The 13,670-nt window shown below is 55.3% G+C and carries 16 protein-coding genes; all 16 read right to left on the bottom strand.

The genetic code is table 11. The annotated features are described in order from the left end of the window. Positions 1 to 230: 230 nt before the first annotated feature. A complete protein-coding gene (locus Abor_RS07150) occupies positions 231 to 1,229 on the bottom strand; it encodes a hypothetical protein (RefSeq protein WP_048841159.1) in 999 nt (332 codons plus the stop codon). Next, positions 1,226 to 1,546 carry a phage baseplate plug family protein gene (locus Abor_RS07145; protein ID WP_048841158.1) on the bottom strand — a complete coding sequence of 107 codons (321 nt, stop codon included), beginning with the start codon at positions 1,544 to 1,546 and terminating at the stop codon, positions 1,226 to 1,228. The genes Abor_RS07150 and Abor_RS07145 overlap by 4 nt, the downstream gene beginning before the upstream one ends. After that, a complete protein-coding gene (locus Abor_RS07140) occupies positions 1,543 to 2,310 on the bottom strand; it encodes a hypothetical protein (protein ID WP_048841157.1) in 768 nt (255 codons plus the stop codon). Before Abor_RS07140 ends, Abor_RS07145 begins: the two co-directional genes overlap by 4 nt. A 67-nt stretch (positions 2,311 to 2,377) precedes the next feature. Then, on the bottom strand, positions 2,378 to 3,616 hold the full coding sequence (locus Abor_RS07135; RefSeq protein ID WP_048841156.1) for a hypothetical protein: 1,239 nt from the start codon (positions 3,614 to 3,616) through the stop codon (positions 2,378 to 2,380). Between the two features lie 187 nt (positions 3,617 to 3,803). Further along, positions 3,804 to 4,262, bottom strand: coding sequence for a hypothetical protein (locus tag Abor_RS07130; RefSeq protein WP_048841155.1), 459 nt, complete (start codon positions 4,260 to 4,262; stop codon positions 3,804 to 3,806). Between the two features lie 8 nt (positions 4,263 to 4,270). Continuing rightward, positions 4,271 to 4,708, bottom strand: coding sequence for a phage tail fiber protein (locus Abor_RS07125; RefSeq protein WP_048841154.1), 438 nt, complete (start codon positions 4,706 to 4,708; stop codon positions 4,271 to 4,273). 2 nt (positions 4,709 to 4,710) lie between these two features. Then, a complete protein-coding gene (locus Abor_RS07120) occupies positions 4,711 to 5,868 on the bottom strand; it encodes a DUF3383 family protein (RefSeq protein ID WP_048841153.1) in 1,158 nt (385 codons plus the stop codon). Next, complete coding sequence (locus tag Abor_RS07115; RefSeq protein ID WP_126621321.1) at positions 5,865 to 6,545, bottom strand: phage neck terminator protein; 681 nt, start codon at positions 6,543 to 6,545, stop codon at positions 5,865 to 5,867. Before Abor_RS07115 ends, Abor_RS07120 begins: the two co-directional genes overlap by 4 nt. Continuing rightward, entirely contained in the window at positions 6,497 to 6,886 is a 390-nt protein-coding gene (locus Abor_RS07110; RefSeq protein WP_048841151.1) for a hypothetical protein, read from the bottom strand. The genes Abor_RS07115 and Abor_RS07110 overlap by 49 nt, the downstream gene beginning before the upstream one ends. Next, a complete protein-coding gene (locus Abor_RS07105) occupies positions 6,876 to 7,403 on the bottom strand; it encodes a hypothetical protein (RefSeq protein ID WP_126621320.1) in 528 nt (175 codons plus the stop codon). The genes Abor_RS07110 and Abor_RS07105 overlap by 11 nt, the downstream gene beginning before the upstream one ends. 5 nt (positions 7,404 to 7,408) lie before the next feature. After that, positions 7,409 to 8,062 carry a DUF4054 domain-containing protein gene (locus Abor_RS07100; protein ID WP_048841149.1) on the bottom strand — a complete coding sequence of 218 codons (654 nt, stop codon included), beginning with the start codon at positions 8,060 to 8,062 and terminating at the stop codon, positions 7,409 to 7,411. A gap of 74 nt (positions 8,063 to 8,136) precedes the next feature. Next, positions 8,137 to 8,457 carry a hypothetical protein gene (locus tag Abor_RS07095; RefSeq protein WP_048841148.1) on the bottom strand — a complete coding sequence of 107 codons (321 nt, stop codon included), beginning with the start codon at positions 8,455 to 8,457 and terminating at the stop codon, positions 8,137 to 8,139. 276 nt (positions 8,458 to 8,733) lie between these two features. Then, a complete protein-coding gene (locus tag Abor_RS07090; protein ID WP_048841147.1) occupies positions 8,734 to 9,771 on the bottom strand; it encodes a major capsid family protein in 1,038 nt (345 codons plus the stop codon). Continuing rightward, on the bottom strand, positions 9,768 to 10,271 hold the full coding sequence (locus Abor_RS07085) for a structural cement protein Gp24 (RefSeq protein WP_048841146.1): 504 nt from the start codon (positions 10,269 to 10,271) through the stop codon (positions 9,768 to 9,770). Before Abor_RS07085 ends, Abor_RS07090 begins: the two co-directional genes overlap by 4 nt. Positions 10,272 to 10,274: 3 nt before the next feature. After that, entirely contained in the window at positions 10,275 to 11,909 is a 1,635-nt protein-coding gene (locus tag Abor_RS13010; protein ID WP_244877880.1) for a DUF2213 domain-containing protein, read from the bottom strand. 445 nt (positions 11,910 to 12,354) lie between these two features. Continuing rightward, on the bottom strand, positions 12,355 to 13,659 hold the full coding sequence (locus Abor_RS07075; protein WP_244877879.1) for a DUF1073 domain-containing protein: 1,305 nt from the start codon (positions 13,657 to 13,659) through the stop codon (positions 12,355 to 12,357). Positions 13,660 to 13,670: the final 11 nt, after the last annotated feature.

Raw genomic sequence — 13,670 nt, 5'->3', positions numbered from 1 at the left:
TAAGCCGTATATTCCGGTTGTGTGGTGTGGGGTGTGGGGTGTGGGGTGTGGGCTTAGACTTAGACTTAGACTTAGACTTAGACTCGCCATTTAAGAAAAAACATGCACAAATCCATTAAAATTAACTCTATTTTGCAGCATTCTTTTGTGTGCATTGACTTTGGAGACCTGAGGCAGGACATGTGCGTGCACCATATGCACCATATGCACCATATGCACTTTTTGCCCTGCTAGACCTCGGCTTGAGCAATAACGTCTGTAAACCATGCGCCGTTTGGGGTTTCTGTTTGTAAACTATGGTAGGCTTGCACCACGCGCCATAGGCCAGCCCCCTGCGCCCCCCACCCGGCAGGTTGATAACGGCTTTGCAAATGCAGCACCGTATTAAACCCTACCTGTGCATTAAAAAGCATACGCAACACCAGCCCCCCAGCAGACCAAGAGGGATACCCTATAAGGCCAGTTGCGGCAGAAACTTCTATAGCCTGTGCTGTTTGGCTTTTCTCTTTTTGCATAAGAGTAGTGGGGGCAGAGGCTGTGGCAACAGAGTATGCTTGCGTTGTTTGCCCACCACTTTGCCCGCTTTGGATAGCCTGCGTTATGGGCCAAACAGATAATTGCCCGCGCCCCAAACCGACCCGCATGGGGGTGGTTTCCAAACATTGTGCAAGTTGTTGGCCGGGGCTACCGTAGCAATAAGGGTTATAAAACATGGCCTGCACACCGTAATTAACAAACCGTAGCCCGGCTTTACTGGCAATAGCCCCCATAAGCTGGCTGGCGGGCACACGCCCTTTAAAACTTGTTGGTGGTGCGGCAAGAGCATTTGGTAGTGCTGATGAAAACGCCTGCACAACAAAACTATTTTCTGGTGCGTTTGTGTAGTCTGCATATGCCAGAGTTACGCCACCTTGAAACACAACGGCCACGGTGCCATCGGGCTGGAGGCTTGCCAACGTTAACTCGCTTGCGTTTTGGGTGTTTAAATTAGGTGCAGCAAGGCTTAGGCGGTTTATAAGGTCGGGTTGTACACCTTGTAGGCGCACTGTTGCACTCTCGGCTGCCGGGAATTGGGCCTGCGTAATATCAGCCTGCACATGGAGGCCATCTAACGTGACAGTATCTGCACCAGTTGTACCAAAACTATGACCCAACAGCCTAAAAATAACCCGCACTTTGCGCGGCACAAAGCTGGGTTGCCCGGTGTTTTGCCCTATGCTGCCACTCATGCAGGCCACCCTGCACGGTAGAGCAGTAGGTAACGGCTCCCTAAGCCGGTATAGGTAGGGTCTTGGGTGCCTTGTGTGTCTATAAAGCAAAAGTCTCCGGCTATACCAAGGGCTTTGCTCCGTATCAGCCATGTGCGGTCTTGGCAGAGTATACCTGCAAGGCAGCGTGTGTCGTTTTGCCAAAACTCGGCATATAAACCGGTACTACGCTGGCGTAAGGCAATTTGCGTAACCGTGCCAGACAACGGCACTTTAAGCACTTGTGCGGCCTGTTGCGCCAAAGGCACCATAACCAATGGTGTTGCTTGTGCGCTCATAACACGCCTGCCCCCATACTGGCCCAAGATGTATTATTTACAGAGCCAGACAGGCTATTTTGTGCCGTAGAGTTGGCACCACTTTGTGCAGGCACCATACCCCCGCACACCACTGCCTGCCCCTGCGGTTGGCGGGTGTTGGTATAAAGTGGGGTTGGGGCAAGGCGTACTTCTTGCAACGTAATTTCTACCACCGGCATGGTAATACCGTGCCGGGCATTGCGCAGCCAGCGGTGGCCAGTAACGTTGACAGCGCTATATTTACGCTCTGGGGTAAGCACGGCATAAAGGGCAAGGTCTGCCTCTATTTGGCTTAATGTTTCAAAAAACGCTTTACGAACATACAATGCACCTGCGCTGCCCCTCTCTGTTAATTCTGGGGGCATAAAAACCCCTGTAAGAGAAGAGCCAAGCCCCACCTCTGAGCCATCGCATACCATTTGCACGCGGTGGGTGCGGGGGGTGGCCACTTTGCTGTACGAGACAAAACCGCCATCTTCTAACGGGGCTGTGGCAATGTGGTAGTGGCTTTCAGCCTCAACACTCACTACATGCGCTGCGGAAAGCACACACTGCCCACTGGCTGAAAAAATGCCCCACTGGCCAGCGGCATTTGTAATAAGAGCATCCTCTAACACAGAGCCAAGGGTAACAGAGGCCGCCGCCCGCACCCCATTAGCAACAGACTGCCCCAATAAAGCAGGCACCCCGGCTGCCACAGGTACAGACCAGACCGAGGGCAAGCTAACGGGTAACATGGGCATGGGGCTTCTCTCCTTTTACAAAATGAGCATATATGCGGTGCGATGCCATAGCGTGGCAGAGTGGAGTTTAAACCGCACCGCGTGTCGCTAAACTGGCCAGTGTGTGGTTGGTATGGGCCCCCATAGCCCGCAAAGCCTCTGCTATGGCTTGTGGGTTGCCTGATGGCACAGAAATAGTAACCGGCCCAATATAAGTAGTTTGCGCAGCCACCGATGATGGTGTTGCTGCATGTTGTGGCGTTGGCAGCGTGGCAAAAGTAAGAAGCTGAGCCGCAGGTACTGGCATTGGCACTGGCGGCGGTAACACGACACCCTGCTTATGCAGGCCACCCCTATGTGCCTGTGTTGGCAAACCCGAAGCCATTGCAAAACCAGATGCTTGCCCCACGGCGCGCGGCGCAACCCGCCCCACATGGCCAAGAGTGCGGGTGCGCAGGGCGTGTTGCCCCTTTTGGCTGTACCGCAAGGTATAACCCGCTAATGGTGTTTGTACATTGCTTTGTTTAGCCCCAGCAAAAGGGAAATGCCCGGATAGACTGTTTTGATGCAATGAGCGTGGCACTGCCCTACCCACCTTTAAACGCGCGGGTGTTGGTGTGGAAGAACGCTGCCCCCCCGGCACCACTATAGTGGGTGAAGGCAGAGCCGCAAACTGGCTACCCCGCCCGGCAAAGTGGTGAGGGCTAAAATGCCCGGCCTGTTTAGGGGTAAAGCGTAAAGCGGGTGTATTTTTTGGAAAGAATAGGTTTTTAGAAAAGGAACTTTCTTTAACACTCCCTCCGCCAGTTTGTATTTTTTTAGCTAAAACAGGCCCAGAGTACAAGCGTGGCATTATGTGCTGTTGTGCAGGCTTAGCCGTGTGGTACGGGTCTTGTTTTACAAAAACAGGCGCTAGAGCCGTAGAGCGTGTAAGCGATTGTGCAAAATTTTGCGTATAAAATGCAGGAAGCCTTTTTGCACGTGTGCTTTGCCGTTGTGGGAGGGGCTGTTTTTTAAGCCCTTGTGCAAAGGTTTTAGGGGCTAGAGTCTTTTTAAGCGGTTGCTTGGCATTGGGTGCAAGTGTTTGCAACACAGCCCCAAGCCCCCGCCCCCCACTGACCAAACCGAGCAGGCCCAATGCCTCGCGCCGCATGGTGCTGAGAGAGGCCGTTGCTGTTTTACCTGTTTGAATAAGGCTTTTGCTTAATGCCGTATTTTTTTGTTCAAGTTGGTCTAGTGTGCCTAATGCTTTTTGGGCAGTGGCCTGCATGGGGCCGGTGTCTAGCCCTAGGCGAATAACCAGCTCATCTAGCACGGTGCTGCTCATGGGGTGGGGGCTCCCAAATAGGGGGTGGCGGGGCTTTGCTGGCCACAGGTTGCCTGAAGGCGGTTGTAACTTTGCACCGATGCGACTTCGAGAAGAAGGTAAAGGTCTTCGCTATCGTAATGGGTTTTAAGATCGTGTAGGGTAGCAAGCCCTGCCCCTATAACCGCAGCTAAAGCGGGAGAGAGATTTACGCATTGGGTGGCTGGGGCGGTGGCTCGCCCAGTAAGGCCGCCACAACGGGGAAAAGCTGGTGTGCGGCGGCCAGTAAAAAACCCACATGCAGGCGAAATACCTCTGCCCTCACAAGGCCTAGTGTTTCGGGCTCTTCAAAGTCTGCGGCAATAACGGGGCGTGTTAGGGCGGGGTTTGTGGGGTCTGGGCGTAAGCTAACGCAGTGCATAAGGCGGTCTAGGGCTTTGTCGAGTGCGGTTTCTTCCATAAAGCCAAAAATTTCTATGCCCAAGGCGGCCAGACCGGCAAGGCCCGCTTGGGCAAGGTCTGCCCCCACTTGCGCCCCGCCGCGCACGGCCGCTTGCAGGCAATGGCGTGCCCATTGGTCTGCGCTAAAAGCGTCCATACGTGTCAGTTTAAAGCATTTTCCGTGGTCTGCGCCGGGGTGTGTGCAGGTGTAATCAAGCGTTTTCATGCTATGCCTTACAGGGCGGCGGGTAGCACCCGCTCCCACACGATTTCAAACCGGCGGGCTTCTAGCACGCGGCCAGCGCCGGGTATGCTTACCAAAGACCGCAAAAGCCCGCGTACCATAGTGTATTTACGGCCAATGGCAGGAAGTTGAATTTCTGCCCCCATGCGGTACAGGCCGCGCCGGGCATCTTGGGCCATAACAATGGCTTCAAACACCAATGCGCTTTCACTGTTGGCGGCAAGGCTGATGGTTTGCGTAACCGGGTTGGGCACCCAGCCTGCGTTAAGGTAGCCATCTATGCTCATGGCGGTTTCGGCCAGTTCGCGGCTTTCTGTTTCAAACGCGCGGTCTGCTGCGTAGTTTTGCAAGGTTATGGGGGCGTTATAAAGGCCCGGTACGGTGAGTGTAAAAACCGAGTTGGCGGCTGTAATATCGTACTCAGACATTGTTATTGCACCTCAATAGACGCAAGGGTGATGGCCTGCACGGACTCACCATCGGTATAGAAAAACCGCCCCTGCACCGCCCCGCGGCTGGCACGGGTGGCGGCAGACGCTGTCGATGCACCGGGTAACAAATACCACCCACGTGTAGACAGCACGCTGTCTATTGTGCGGCCAGCCTGTGCATTAACCGCCTGCGCTTGAGAGGCAGACAGGCTGACATTGGGCTGAATGGCTCCAAAAGAGAGGGCTGTATCAATGGTATTTTGCACAGATGTGGCAATTTGCGTATCACCCTGCGTAGTGTAGGGAATTTGCCCGGCATTGGTAAACAGCTTGAGCAGATCTGCTTGAAAGCTGGCGTTCATCCAAATTTGGTTAATATAACTATCGGCCCAGGCAAAGGGGCCACTTACGGCACCATTGTTGAGAAAGCTGAATGTTGTGTCTGTTGTTTTATAGCTACCATAAAAACTATACCCATTATTGAGCAAGTTTTCGGCTTGGGTGGCGCTGAGCTGTGCCGGGCTAACGCCGCCATTATTACGGAACATAAGCGTTGTGCGCCCCAAACTACGCTGCGGGTTAAGGCTTGCGGCCCACCCAAGGCAGAGTGCTGCGGCTAAAAGGCCTGTGCCGTCTGTATTATTAAGGCAGGTTATGCCCGGAATATTTTGCGCTTTTACTGTAGCACCAAAGCAGGTGCTGGCATTACTGGTAAGAATGGCGGGGTCTGCATCGGGTATAATGCCCCAGTAGCGGTTGGGGTTAGCGGCAAGCCATGTGGCAATTTGGGTTTTGGCCGTAGCGGTTGGCTCTTGAGCAAACAAGAACGGCGCCCAGTCTGTTTTTTGTGCGGCGGCAGTGGCAAGATAAGTACCATAGTCTGCCTCTACCGGGGTGGGGGGGAGTTGAAAAATATAGAGTTTTTCTGGCAGGTCTTGGGCGTTGGTGTAGGCTGAAAAATAGATACTGGCAATGCTGGCCTCTGGGCTTGTAGCACCGCACAGGCTCGCGACATCTGCCGCGTTCATAAAAACAGAAATACCCTGTTGTAGGGCTGTGTTTGTTGAAAATAGCAAGCCAGAAAGCACGCTTACCGTACCACCGGGGCTAATAACCCCCGGCGTGACAGAAACGAGAGAAGCGATGGGAAGGGTCATGCGGGGGTGTCCTGCAAAGTAAGGGGGAGAGAGGCCAGCGTAAGGTGTGCTGCGGGGGCCGTTGTCTGTGGCAGGGTAAAGCTGGTGTTAAGTTGGCAGTGCAGTTCAGTAAACCAGTGGTCTTCAAACTGGTTTTCACCTGTTATAAAGGGTGTTTGCTGTGCTGCCGTGGCGTAAAGAGGGCTTATATGTGCAGGCGTTAAGGTAGGCTGGGCGCCTGTTGCCTGAAGAGGAGTGGCTGGTGGGGTAGCTGTTTGAAGGGTGGTTTCAGAGGCGTGCTGGCTGGTTAAGCTGCTTTCTGGCACGGAGGTATTTTGCGCCACCCAGTTGTTAAAAAACTGGCAGGCCCAGTCTGTTTTAAATAATGTTGCAATACAGTGCGCGGCCTCTGCCGCACCGGGGCCGAAAAGGCTGAGTTGTATGCTGTAATCTTCTGCTACAGTAACGATATGCGTGTTTGCTGTGCCGTTTTGTTTGGCGGTAGCCAAAGGCTGGCGGTTAAGGGGGGTAAGCAGGGCAAATAACCCCAGAGGGGCTGCAACGTGGTTTTGTTGTGCCCGTATAATCTGTGTGCCTTGGGGCAAGAGTAATTGCACAAAAGCCCGCAGTGCTGCCAGGCAGGTTGCTGTTACGGGCTGGCTGAGGCACCCTGCTGCGTTACCAGAAGTCTGGACCACTGGGTTTCTCCCCATTGTTCAGGCATGCTGGTAATAAGCCAGTCTGTGCCATCAAAAAACAGAATATCGCCCCCATACTGGTGGGCGCGCTCTAACCCGTGCACAGGGCCTTGTATATAGACCGTGCGGGTGGGGCTGCTTTGGTTAAGCCCAGCTTGGTGCATAAGGTCTGCGCTAGTGGCGGGCTGCACCATAATAGTAACGGGCAATGCGGTGTAACTTGGCTGCACGGTGCCATCTGGCAATGTGGTGCCCCCTGTTTGGGTGCGCAGCACAGCCTGCGTTGGGGGCACAAGGGCTGCGGTGGCGGCTGCGGCAAGGGCAAATACATTAAAGCTCATGACTGACCGTGTAAGAAACACTTTTTAAAAGACGGCCACTCTCTACCAATGGTTTTTGCGTTTTTTTATGCCGGAGCGTAGAGGGCGCGTTAGGGGGTGTTTGCACCGCTTGAATGGCACGCACAATACTGGCCTGCATGGCCGCCCCCGTTGCCTGTAATGCAGCATTTTGGGCTTGCGGTAAGGGCAAGACGCTATAATTTTGCACAAAAGCCTGCTGAAAAACTTTGGCCCAGTGTGGCGCATCCTGCTGCATGGCTGGGCGTAAAAAAGGCCGGGGTGGCGTAACCTGCACGGCAGACCCGTGCCCTGTTTTATGGTGGCTAACAGCCCCGAACTCTTGCACGGCAGCAATAGCCGCAACAGGGGTGCCGTTTGGGTAGGTTGCGCCGGGCAAAAAACCAGCTTTAACGCACGGTATATGGGGCGCGCTTGTACGCACGCTTATGCCCTGCCCTTTACTGAGTGTATTGAGAAAATTTTTAGCCTGATACAGCGTAGTTAGAAGTTTTACCATGCGTGTTACCCCGGTACGTATAAGGCAGTGCGCAAGCTGGTGGTTGCGGCCCAAAAAGCGGCCCCATAGGGGGTTTGCAGCCACCACGCCTGAGAGCCTGCAACAGGCCCTGCATCGGCCTGCACGCTTAGGCTACCCATACGCGCTGTGGTAATGCGGCCAACCAGAACGGGTTGTTGAAATGGGGTGGTTGTGGCAGTGCCTTGCGCTTGGGTAGCGGGGGGTGGTGTGGCCGTATTGTCTGCACTTGTGGTGCTTATTGGCGTGCTATCAGGTGTTGTGCTGCTGGCCGAGGCCGCTTGCTGGGCTGTGCTGGATGTATTTTGTGATGCCGCACTAGACTGTTGATTGTTATTGCTAGAGCTTTGCGTATCTCTCGTTGCGACCTGTGTAGCAGTTTGGCTTGTGCTGCTGTTTTGTGCTGCGCTGTTGTTTTGGCTTTGGGCGTTTTGTGTGCATGAGCCAAGGCCGAGTTGGGCAAGATGGGCTGTGGCTAGGCCCAATAGCTCTGCAGAACGGGTGGGGTTGCGTAGGGCGCTGGGGGGTAAAAACTGTGTAGCAAGGGCTGCGCTGGCCTGTATGCCCTGTGCGCCCAGACTGGCAAAAAGGCTTGGGTAACGCTGTTGCCAGAGTGTGAGTGAAAAAGAGCTTGCAGGCATAAGGCGGTTTTTTTTCCGGTTATGAGGTATTTTTTATACAGCTTTGCAGGTGCGGTAGCGGGTGAGGCCGCACGTTAGACTGGGGTAATACCCGGCGATGGGTTTTGCGGGTTTATGGCCTCTTGCCCTGTGCGCAGGTTGGCTTGCTCTTGTGCTTGGGCGGCGGCTTTTTGGGCTGTTGGTTGTGCAAAAACCAAACCAAGTTTAAGGGGCGGATACTCGGCATAATTGCTTGACCACGCGGCCCAGAAGTCTTCTGGCACTTGGGTAAGGCCGTAGCCGCCAATAAGGGTTCCGGCGTTAGCACCGGCAAGGGTGTGTGTGGCAGTGCCGACACGTAAAGTAAGGCCGATTGGGAGTTTGCAGCCAATGGTAACAGTAGCGGAAGAGGCCATAGAAGGCTCCTGTTTTTTTAATATGGTTTTGGAATTTGAGCGGTGTAGCGTGTGCGTGCAGCACCCCAACCGTGCCGTTAGGGTGCGGCAGTGTATGAGCTGCACGCCGCAAACACCGTGCGGTGGCCGCCCTACCCTGTTTTACACGCCGCACTCTGTAAGGGCGTAAGGTGCAAACAGCCATTAAAGGCGTTATGCGTAACCCCAGAATGCAGCCAAAACAGAGGGGAGAAAACGGCCCTCTGCTTTTTTAGCTTTTAACACTAAGCGGGTTTGTTAAAGGCCGCTCATGGTAGCAATGCCTGCTGGCATGTAAATAACCGCGCCCCATGTGCCTTGGGAGAGTTTTTGTTTCCAAGCTGAGGCTTCGGTTACCACGCTGTGGGCACGGAGTTTTTCGGTAAAGGCGGTTTCTGCTGTTTTTTGGCCATCGACCTGCTCTGCCATAATTTGCATGGTTTGCAGGGGTGTTGCCGCACTATCTCCGTATTCTACTGCCTGCACAAAGCGTAGGTTAGGGTATGTGTCTTTTAACAAAGAGGCCGCCGAGTTACCGTAGCTGTTGCGCCGGGTAAGCAGGCCCATGCGCGTGGGGGAAAGGCCCAGCACCATAGGGGTTTCGGTATCGACCAAACCTGCTGTTTGGCTACGAAGCTGGTTGATGAGGGTAATGACATCATCTTGCCGTTCTTCTGGGGTGGCTTTGTCCCACCCGGTGCCACCGGCGGCTTTAACGGCGGGGGTAATGGCGGCTGGTAGGCGGGGGTCGTTGAGGTAGCCGTACAAACGCAGGCCAGTGACGCCAAAAAAATACGTCTGGTTCTGGAATTTATTGAGTTTGAGGGCTGCGGCCTCGCGCAGGTTGGCAACCCACTGCAAGCGGGCTTGGCCTGCTAACGCCAGCTCCATCTCGCCCCAAGACAGAAAAACCTGATAATGGTAAGACTGACGCTCTGGGTAGGCGGGGTTAAGGCCGACAGTGCCGTTTGTGTTCCAGTCTCCATAACTTGAGACCTGCCCTGTGGTTTCTAGCATAGGGAACAGGGCTGTGCGGGTGACCCAATCTCCTTTACGCACCTCGCCCAGCAGTTCTGCTGCGCGCATGGGGGCAAAGGCCACCTTAACAAGGGCTGGGTCTACCCAAGCGCTCATGAAGGCGGGAATACCGGCATTAGCGCTGGTTGAAAGGGCTGGCTGGGCATCTTGCGCCATACGGTCTGAGGCCAGCAGGGCATTGGCAATCATGCCTTGGGCGTGGGGCATGATAAAACCCAGGCGGTTGAGTTCGGCTAATTCTGCGGTGTGGCGGCTCATTGTGCGCTGTTCCAGGTAGAGAGTTTAACAAGGTCGCCCGGTGCGGCGCTGGACGCCACGACAAAGCGGGTTTGCACGGCGCCAGCAACACTTGCCCCGGCGGCAGCGGTAGAAATGGCACCTGTGGTGAGGGACGCAAAGACAGCCTGCCCCGGTGTGGCGGCTGTGCTGGTTGTTGCCCAGAAGTCTCCTGCACTGAACAAGGTTACCGGAAAGCCTTGTGGAATAACGAGGCTACCCTCTGTGCCAAAACTGCTGATTTGGCCAGTAAGGTTACGGTGCACAAAACCATCTGGCGCGGTAGCGGTGCTGGTGGGGGGCGTATTGGCAACGGTTGTGCCATCGGGTTGAACCCAGCCAAATGCCCCCACGGTGCACCCGCCACTTGCGGCCACCAGTGCGCCCTCTGCCGCCGGAAAGGTGGCTACGGGGTTATGTGTTGCGAAGTCTCCTGCTACAGCAGGGGCTGGTTGTGTTAAAACCTGTGTTTGGAACGGCATGATTTATGCTTTCACCGTAATACGGGTAAGGCCGAATTCTTCACGGAAGGAGGCGGTTTTGGCGCTATCCATACCCAAAGCTGCGTTGGCCATACCTTGTGTGTAAGCCTGCGCTTGTGTGCTAAGGCGGGCAAACTGCTCGAACAAAGGTTGGAGTGCGCTGTCTGGCAGGTTTTGGGTATTGACCCCGTTTTCCTGCAAGGCAAAACCGTACACGGCGGCGGCGCTATCCATTGCGACATCACCCACAAAAGGGCGCACGGCGGCGCGGGCTGTGTGTAGGGCTTCTAGGCGGCGAATGGCCCCGGCTTCTGCCTGGGCAATGGCGTGCGTTAAGGCGGTATCCATAGCGGTTACGGGCAAGGAGTTGTGAGAGGGCAAAGCCGTGGCACCAGCCTGTGACGATGTGTGTGCAGAAGGCTGTGCGGTGTTGTGCAGCGTAGCGGGGGGTGCTGTGTGGGGTGCGGTTGGCGCAACAGGGGGCTCGTGCTCCGAATTTGTAGAACATTCATGAGCATTTGCGGTGTTTTGCAAACCATGCTGGGTTGGGTGTGCTGCATAAGCTGTGCTGGAAAGGGTGGGGGTATTCATAAGCGGGGGTGTGAACTCCGGCAAAATGGAAAAGGGAGCCAGCGCCATACCCGGCGGGGCCAGTGGGGGGACTGGTTGGGTGTGGCGTGGGGTGTTGGGGGGCGTGGTGGTAGCAGATGTGGCAGGGCCGGTTTCTGGCCCCGTTAGGGGTGTGGTGCGCGGCGTGCTGGGTGGTGTGCTGGGTGGTGTGTCTGGCTGGGTGTGTGGCGGCGTTTGTTTGAGGGGCCGCCGGTTTAGCCCAGTGGTGGGAGGGAGCTTTGTGTATGGGCGCTGCGGCGCTGGGGCTGGTTGTTGGGGTTGGGGTTGAGCGTGAGCGTGAGCGTGAGCGTGGCTGTGGTCGTGCGTTTGTGCGTTGGCGAGTGCGTTGGCTTGGGGGGGAGTGTGCGTTTCTGGCGCGGCATCACCAATAATGGCGGTGGGTACGCGGGGGTGGGCCACAAGGGCTAAGTGGTTAAACACAATATTGGCCATAACCAATGTGTAGGCCACGCCGTTATGGGTGCCACTTTGGGGCACTGCTTTGTACCGATACCCGGCAGAAACTGCTTTTTGCCGACCGCTGGTAATGGCGGCTATGGCCGCATTCTCCCAAATTGTGAGGCTACCGACCAAGTTTGGTGGCGTAAACTGCACGCTGCTGCCCACTGCGCCCACGGTAAGGGTGCTGGGGTGGTCTTGGGCAGAAACCGGCTGGTGGCGCATAAGTATGGGCTTGCCAGCCAGACTAGCTGCCGCTGCGGCCAATGCCTGCGGGGGGCGGTACACTTGGTAGAGTTTATCTGGTACAAGCCCGAGTGCCTGTGCGTTGGGTATTTCGTGCCCATAATAGGGGCATACTGTGGCGGCGGAGAGAATACAGGTGGCAATGTGTAAATGGCCATCTGCATCAATCCGGCGTACGGAGCCATCTAACGCCAAGGCTATGGCCCCTGCCCCGCCGGAGTATGGGGTTATTGGGGTGGCGGTAGTATGGGGCGGCATGGCTGGTGCGGCAAAATTGGGCGGGCCGGGGGCGGCCGCTTTGTAGGAAAGAGTGCTGTGCAGCAAAGGAATTTTTCCTGAAGTAAGGTGAGCGGCGCGTGAAAACATAGTGTGAAACTTGCTGCAAAACAGCCAGAGCGGCAGAAAAGCGGGCTGTGTGTGCTGCGCCTAAAGGCTGTAGTGGCGTGCTCTGCCAGAGCGAGAAGGAGAAGGCGCTGACAGGCTGAGGCTCTTGGCAGTTTTTGCGATAGGGCATGGTGAAAGAGTGTTTAGGGAAAATAGTAGAATAGTAGCGGGGCTTTATGGTGCGATAGCCTGATTTTAGCGCTGTTTTTTAGAAGATGTTTTTTATTTATGATTGCCACAACAGATATATTTATAATTTGCGCTTGTTGTTTGCCGCGTAGGCAGGAGTGTTACCACCATGGTGCTTTTGGGGGGCAACAACTACACTACTTGCAGGTGCCAAGTAGTACGCAACGCCGGGCTTGGTGAGTTTTGAAACCCACCTTTATGGCGCAATGCCGCTATATTGGCCGGTGGTTTCGTGGGCGGTGCGGGTGCGGGCTTCTTGGGGGGTAAGTACGCCTGAGCGTATGTTTTGGGCATCTATTTCGGTGCGGGTTTTTTCGACTGCGGCTTGAGTGGCTTCATCAAGCTGCCACAAAGACCGGAACGTGAAGGTGATGTCTGGGTCTATTTCGCCCCACAGGTTAAGCATGGCCATGTGCAAAATGGTGGTAAGCGGAGTGCGAAAAACGCTTTCTTGAAAGGCGTTGATACGGTCGTAAAAAACGCGAATTTCACCTTGGGCTGAGGCATTAAGACCGCTTGGGGTGAGACCTGCAAATTTTACCAAAGGCTCTTGTGCTACACTGCATAAATGCTCCTGCGCTTGCGCCTGAAGGCGGTCTAGCCCTGCGAGCGGGGCGGAAAGGAGTTCGAGTTTTTCGCGCTCTTTATCCAGCACGAATGTGCCCCGATTGGAGCGGAAGCGGTTAAAGGCTTCTATGCGGCCCAAAAGCCCCTCCGGGTCTTGGGCGTAGGCTGACATATCGGTTGAGAGCGCAACAATGGAAAACGCATTGAGCAGGTCTGAGACGGATTGGCGGGTACGTAGCCAGTTTTCAACATAAGGTTGGGCCATTTGGCACAAAGACAAACCGCCAAAATTATAAGCGGGTTTTAAAAGATCTGGCACAGTGCGGGACACAAAACGCAGTAGCCGGGTGTGGTGAATACGCCTGCCCTGCACCCACCACTGTGTGGGGGTGTAAAAGTCTGGGCTGAGAGGGTTGGTCGTGCCGTAGGTGTCTGGGGTTGTCCAGACTGGTTCTATGGGCGTTAGAGCGTGCAGGCTGCCTTTGGCAAATGTTTGGGGGCGCAGCAAAAGCGGCGTGTCTTGCCCGCCGGTTGCGGCATTTTGCCCGGTATCAATATAGAGCAGGCCCATGCCGTAATAGCCATCATACTCGGCCATGCGGCGCAGGGTGTCCCGCACGTTTAGGCGGGTAAATTCGGCCTCTAAGGCTGCTATGCGCGCCTGTTTGCAGGCTGTGCCGCGAGCACGGAAGGTGATCCATTCTCGCGTGGCTTCGGTGGCGATCACTTCGACCATGTGGCGGTATTCGGCCCGCTGTGCCAGCTCGGCCAGATGAGGGTAGCCTGGAAACACCATGCCCTCTGCCACGGCTTGGGCAAAACTTGTGTGGGGTTGGGGCGCACTATCTTGCGCCAGAGCGGGGCTGTCTGTGCCGCGCACACCACTTGGTGCCTGATAGGGCTTAAAGGCGTGTGTGCTGGCGGTATGGCGCAAGCTCTCTGTAA

Source organism: Acetobacter orientalis (assembly GCF_000963965.1).
GTDB classification, from domain to species: Bacteria; Pseudomonadota; Alphaproteobacteria; order Acetobacterales; family Acetobacteraceae; genus Acetobacter; species Acetobacter orientalis.
The sequence above is the reverse complement of the archived record's forward strand: the minus strand, read 5'-3'. Positions and strand labels throughout refer to the sequence as shown.

Bases quoted from the DNA above. Each gene is read 5' to 3' on its own strand.
- Abor_RS07150 (WP_048841159.1), bottom strand. From the start codon at position 1,229: ATGAGTGGCAGCATAGGGCAAAACACCGGGCAACCCAGCTTTGTGCCG.
- Abor_RS07145 (WP_048841158.1), bottom strand. From the start codon at position 1,546: ATGAGCGCACAAGCAACACCATTGGTTATGGTGCCTTTGGCGCAACAG.
- Abor_RS07140 (WP_048841157.1), bottom strand. From the start codon at position 2,310: ATGCCCATGTTACCCGTTAGCTTGCCCTCGGTCTGGTCTGTACCTGTG.
- Abor_RS07135 (WP_048841156.1), bottom strand. From the start codon at position 3,616: ATGAGCAGCACCGTGCTAGATGAGCTGGTTATTCGCCTAGGGCTAGAC.
- Abor_RS07130 (WP_048841155.1), bottom strand. From the start codon at position 4,262: ATGAAAACGCTTGATTACACCTGCACACACCCCGGCGCAGACCACGGA.
- Abor_RS07125 (WP_048841154.1), bottom strand. From the start codon at position 4,708: ATGTCTGAGTACGATATTACAGCCGCCAACTCGGTTTTTACACTCACC.
- Abor_RS07120 (WP_048841153.1), bottom strand. From the start codon at position 5,868: ATGACCCTTCCCATCGCTTCTCTCGTTTCTGTCACGCCGGGGGTTATT.
- Abor_RS07110 (WP_048841151.1), bottom strand. From the start codon at position 6,886: ATGAGCTTTAATGTATTTGCCCTTGCCGCAGCCGCCACCGCAGCCCTT.
- Abor_RS07105 (WP_126621320.1), bottom strand. From the start codon at position 7,403: ATGGTAAAACTTCTAACTACGCTGTATCAGGCTAAAAATTTTCTCAAT.
- Abor_RS07100 (WP_048841149.1), bottom strand. From the start codon at position 8,062: ATGCCTGCAAGCTCTTTTTCACTCACACTCTGGCAACAGCGTTACCCA.
- Abor_RS07095 (WP_048841148.1), bottom strand. From the start codon at position 8,457: ATGGCCTCTTCCGCTACTGTTACCATTGGCTGCAAACTCCCAATCGGC.
- Abor_RS07090 (WP_048841147.1), bottom strand. From the start codon at position 9,771: ATGAGCCGCCACACCGCAGAATTAGCCGAACTCAACCGCCTGGGTTTT.
- Abor_RS07085 (WP_048841146.1), bottom strand. From the start codon at position 10,271: ATGCCGTTCCAAACACAGGTTTTAACACAACCAGCCCCTGCTGTAGCA.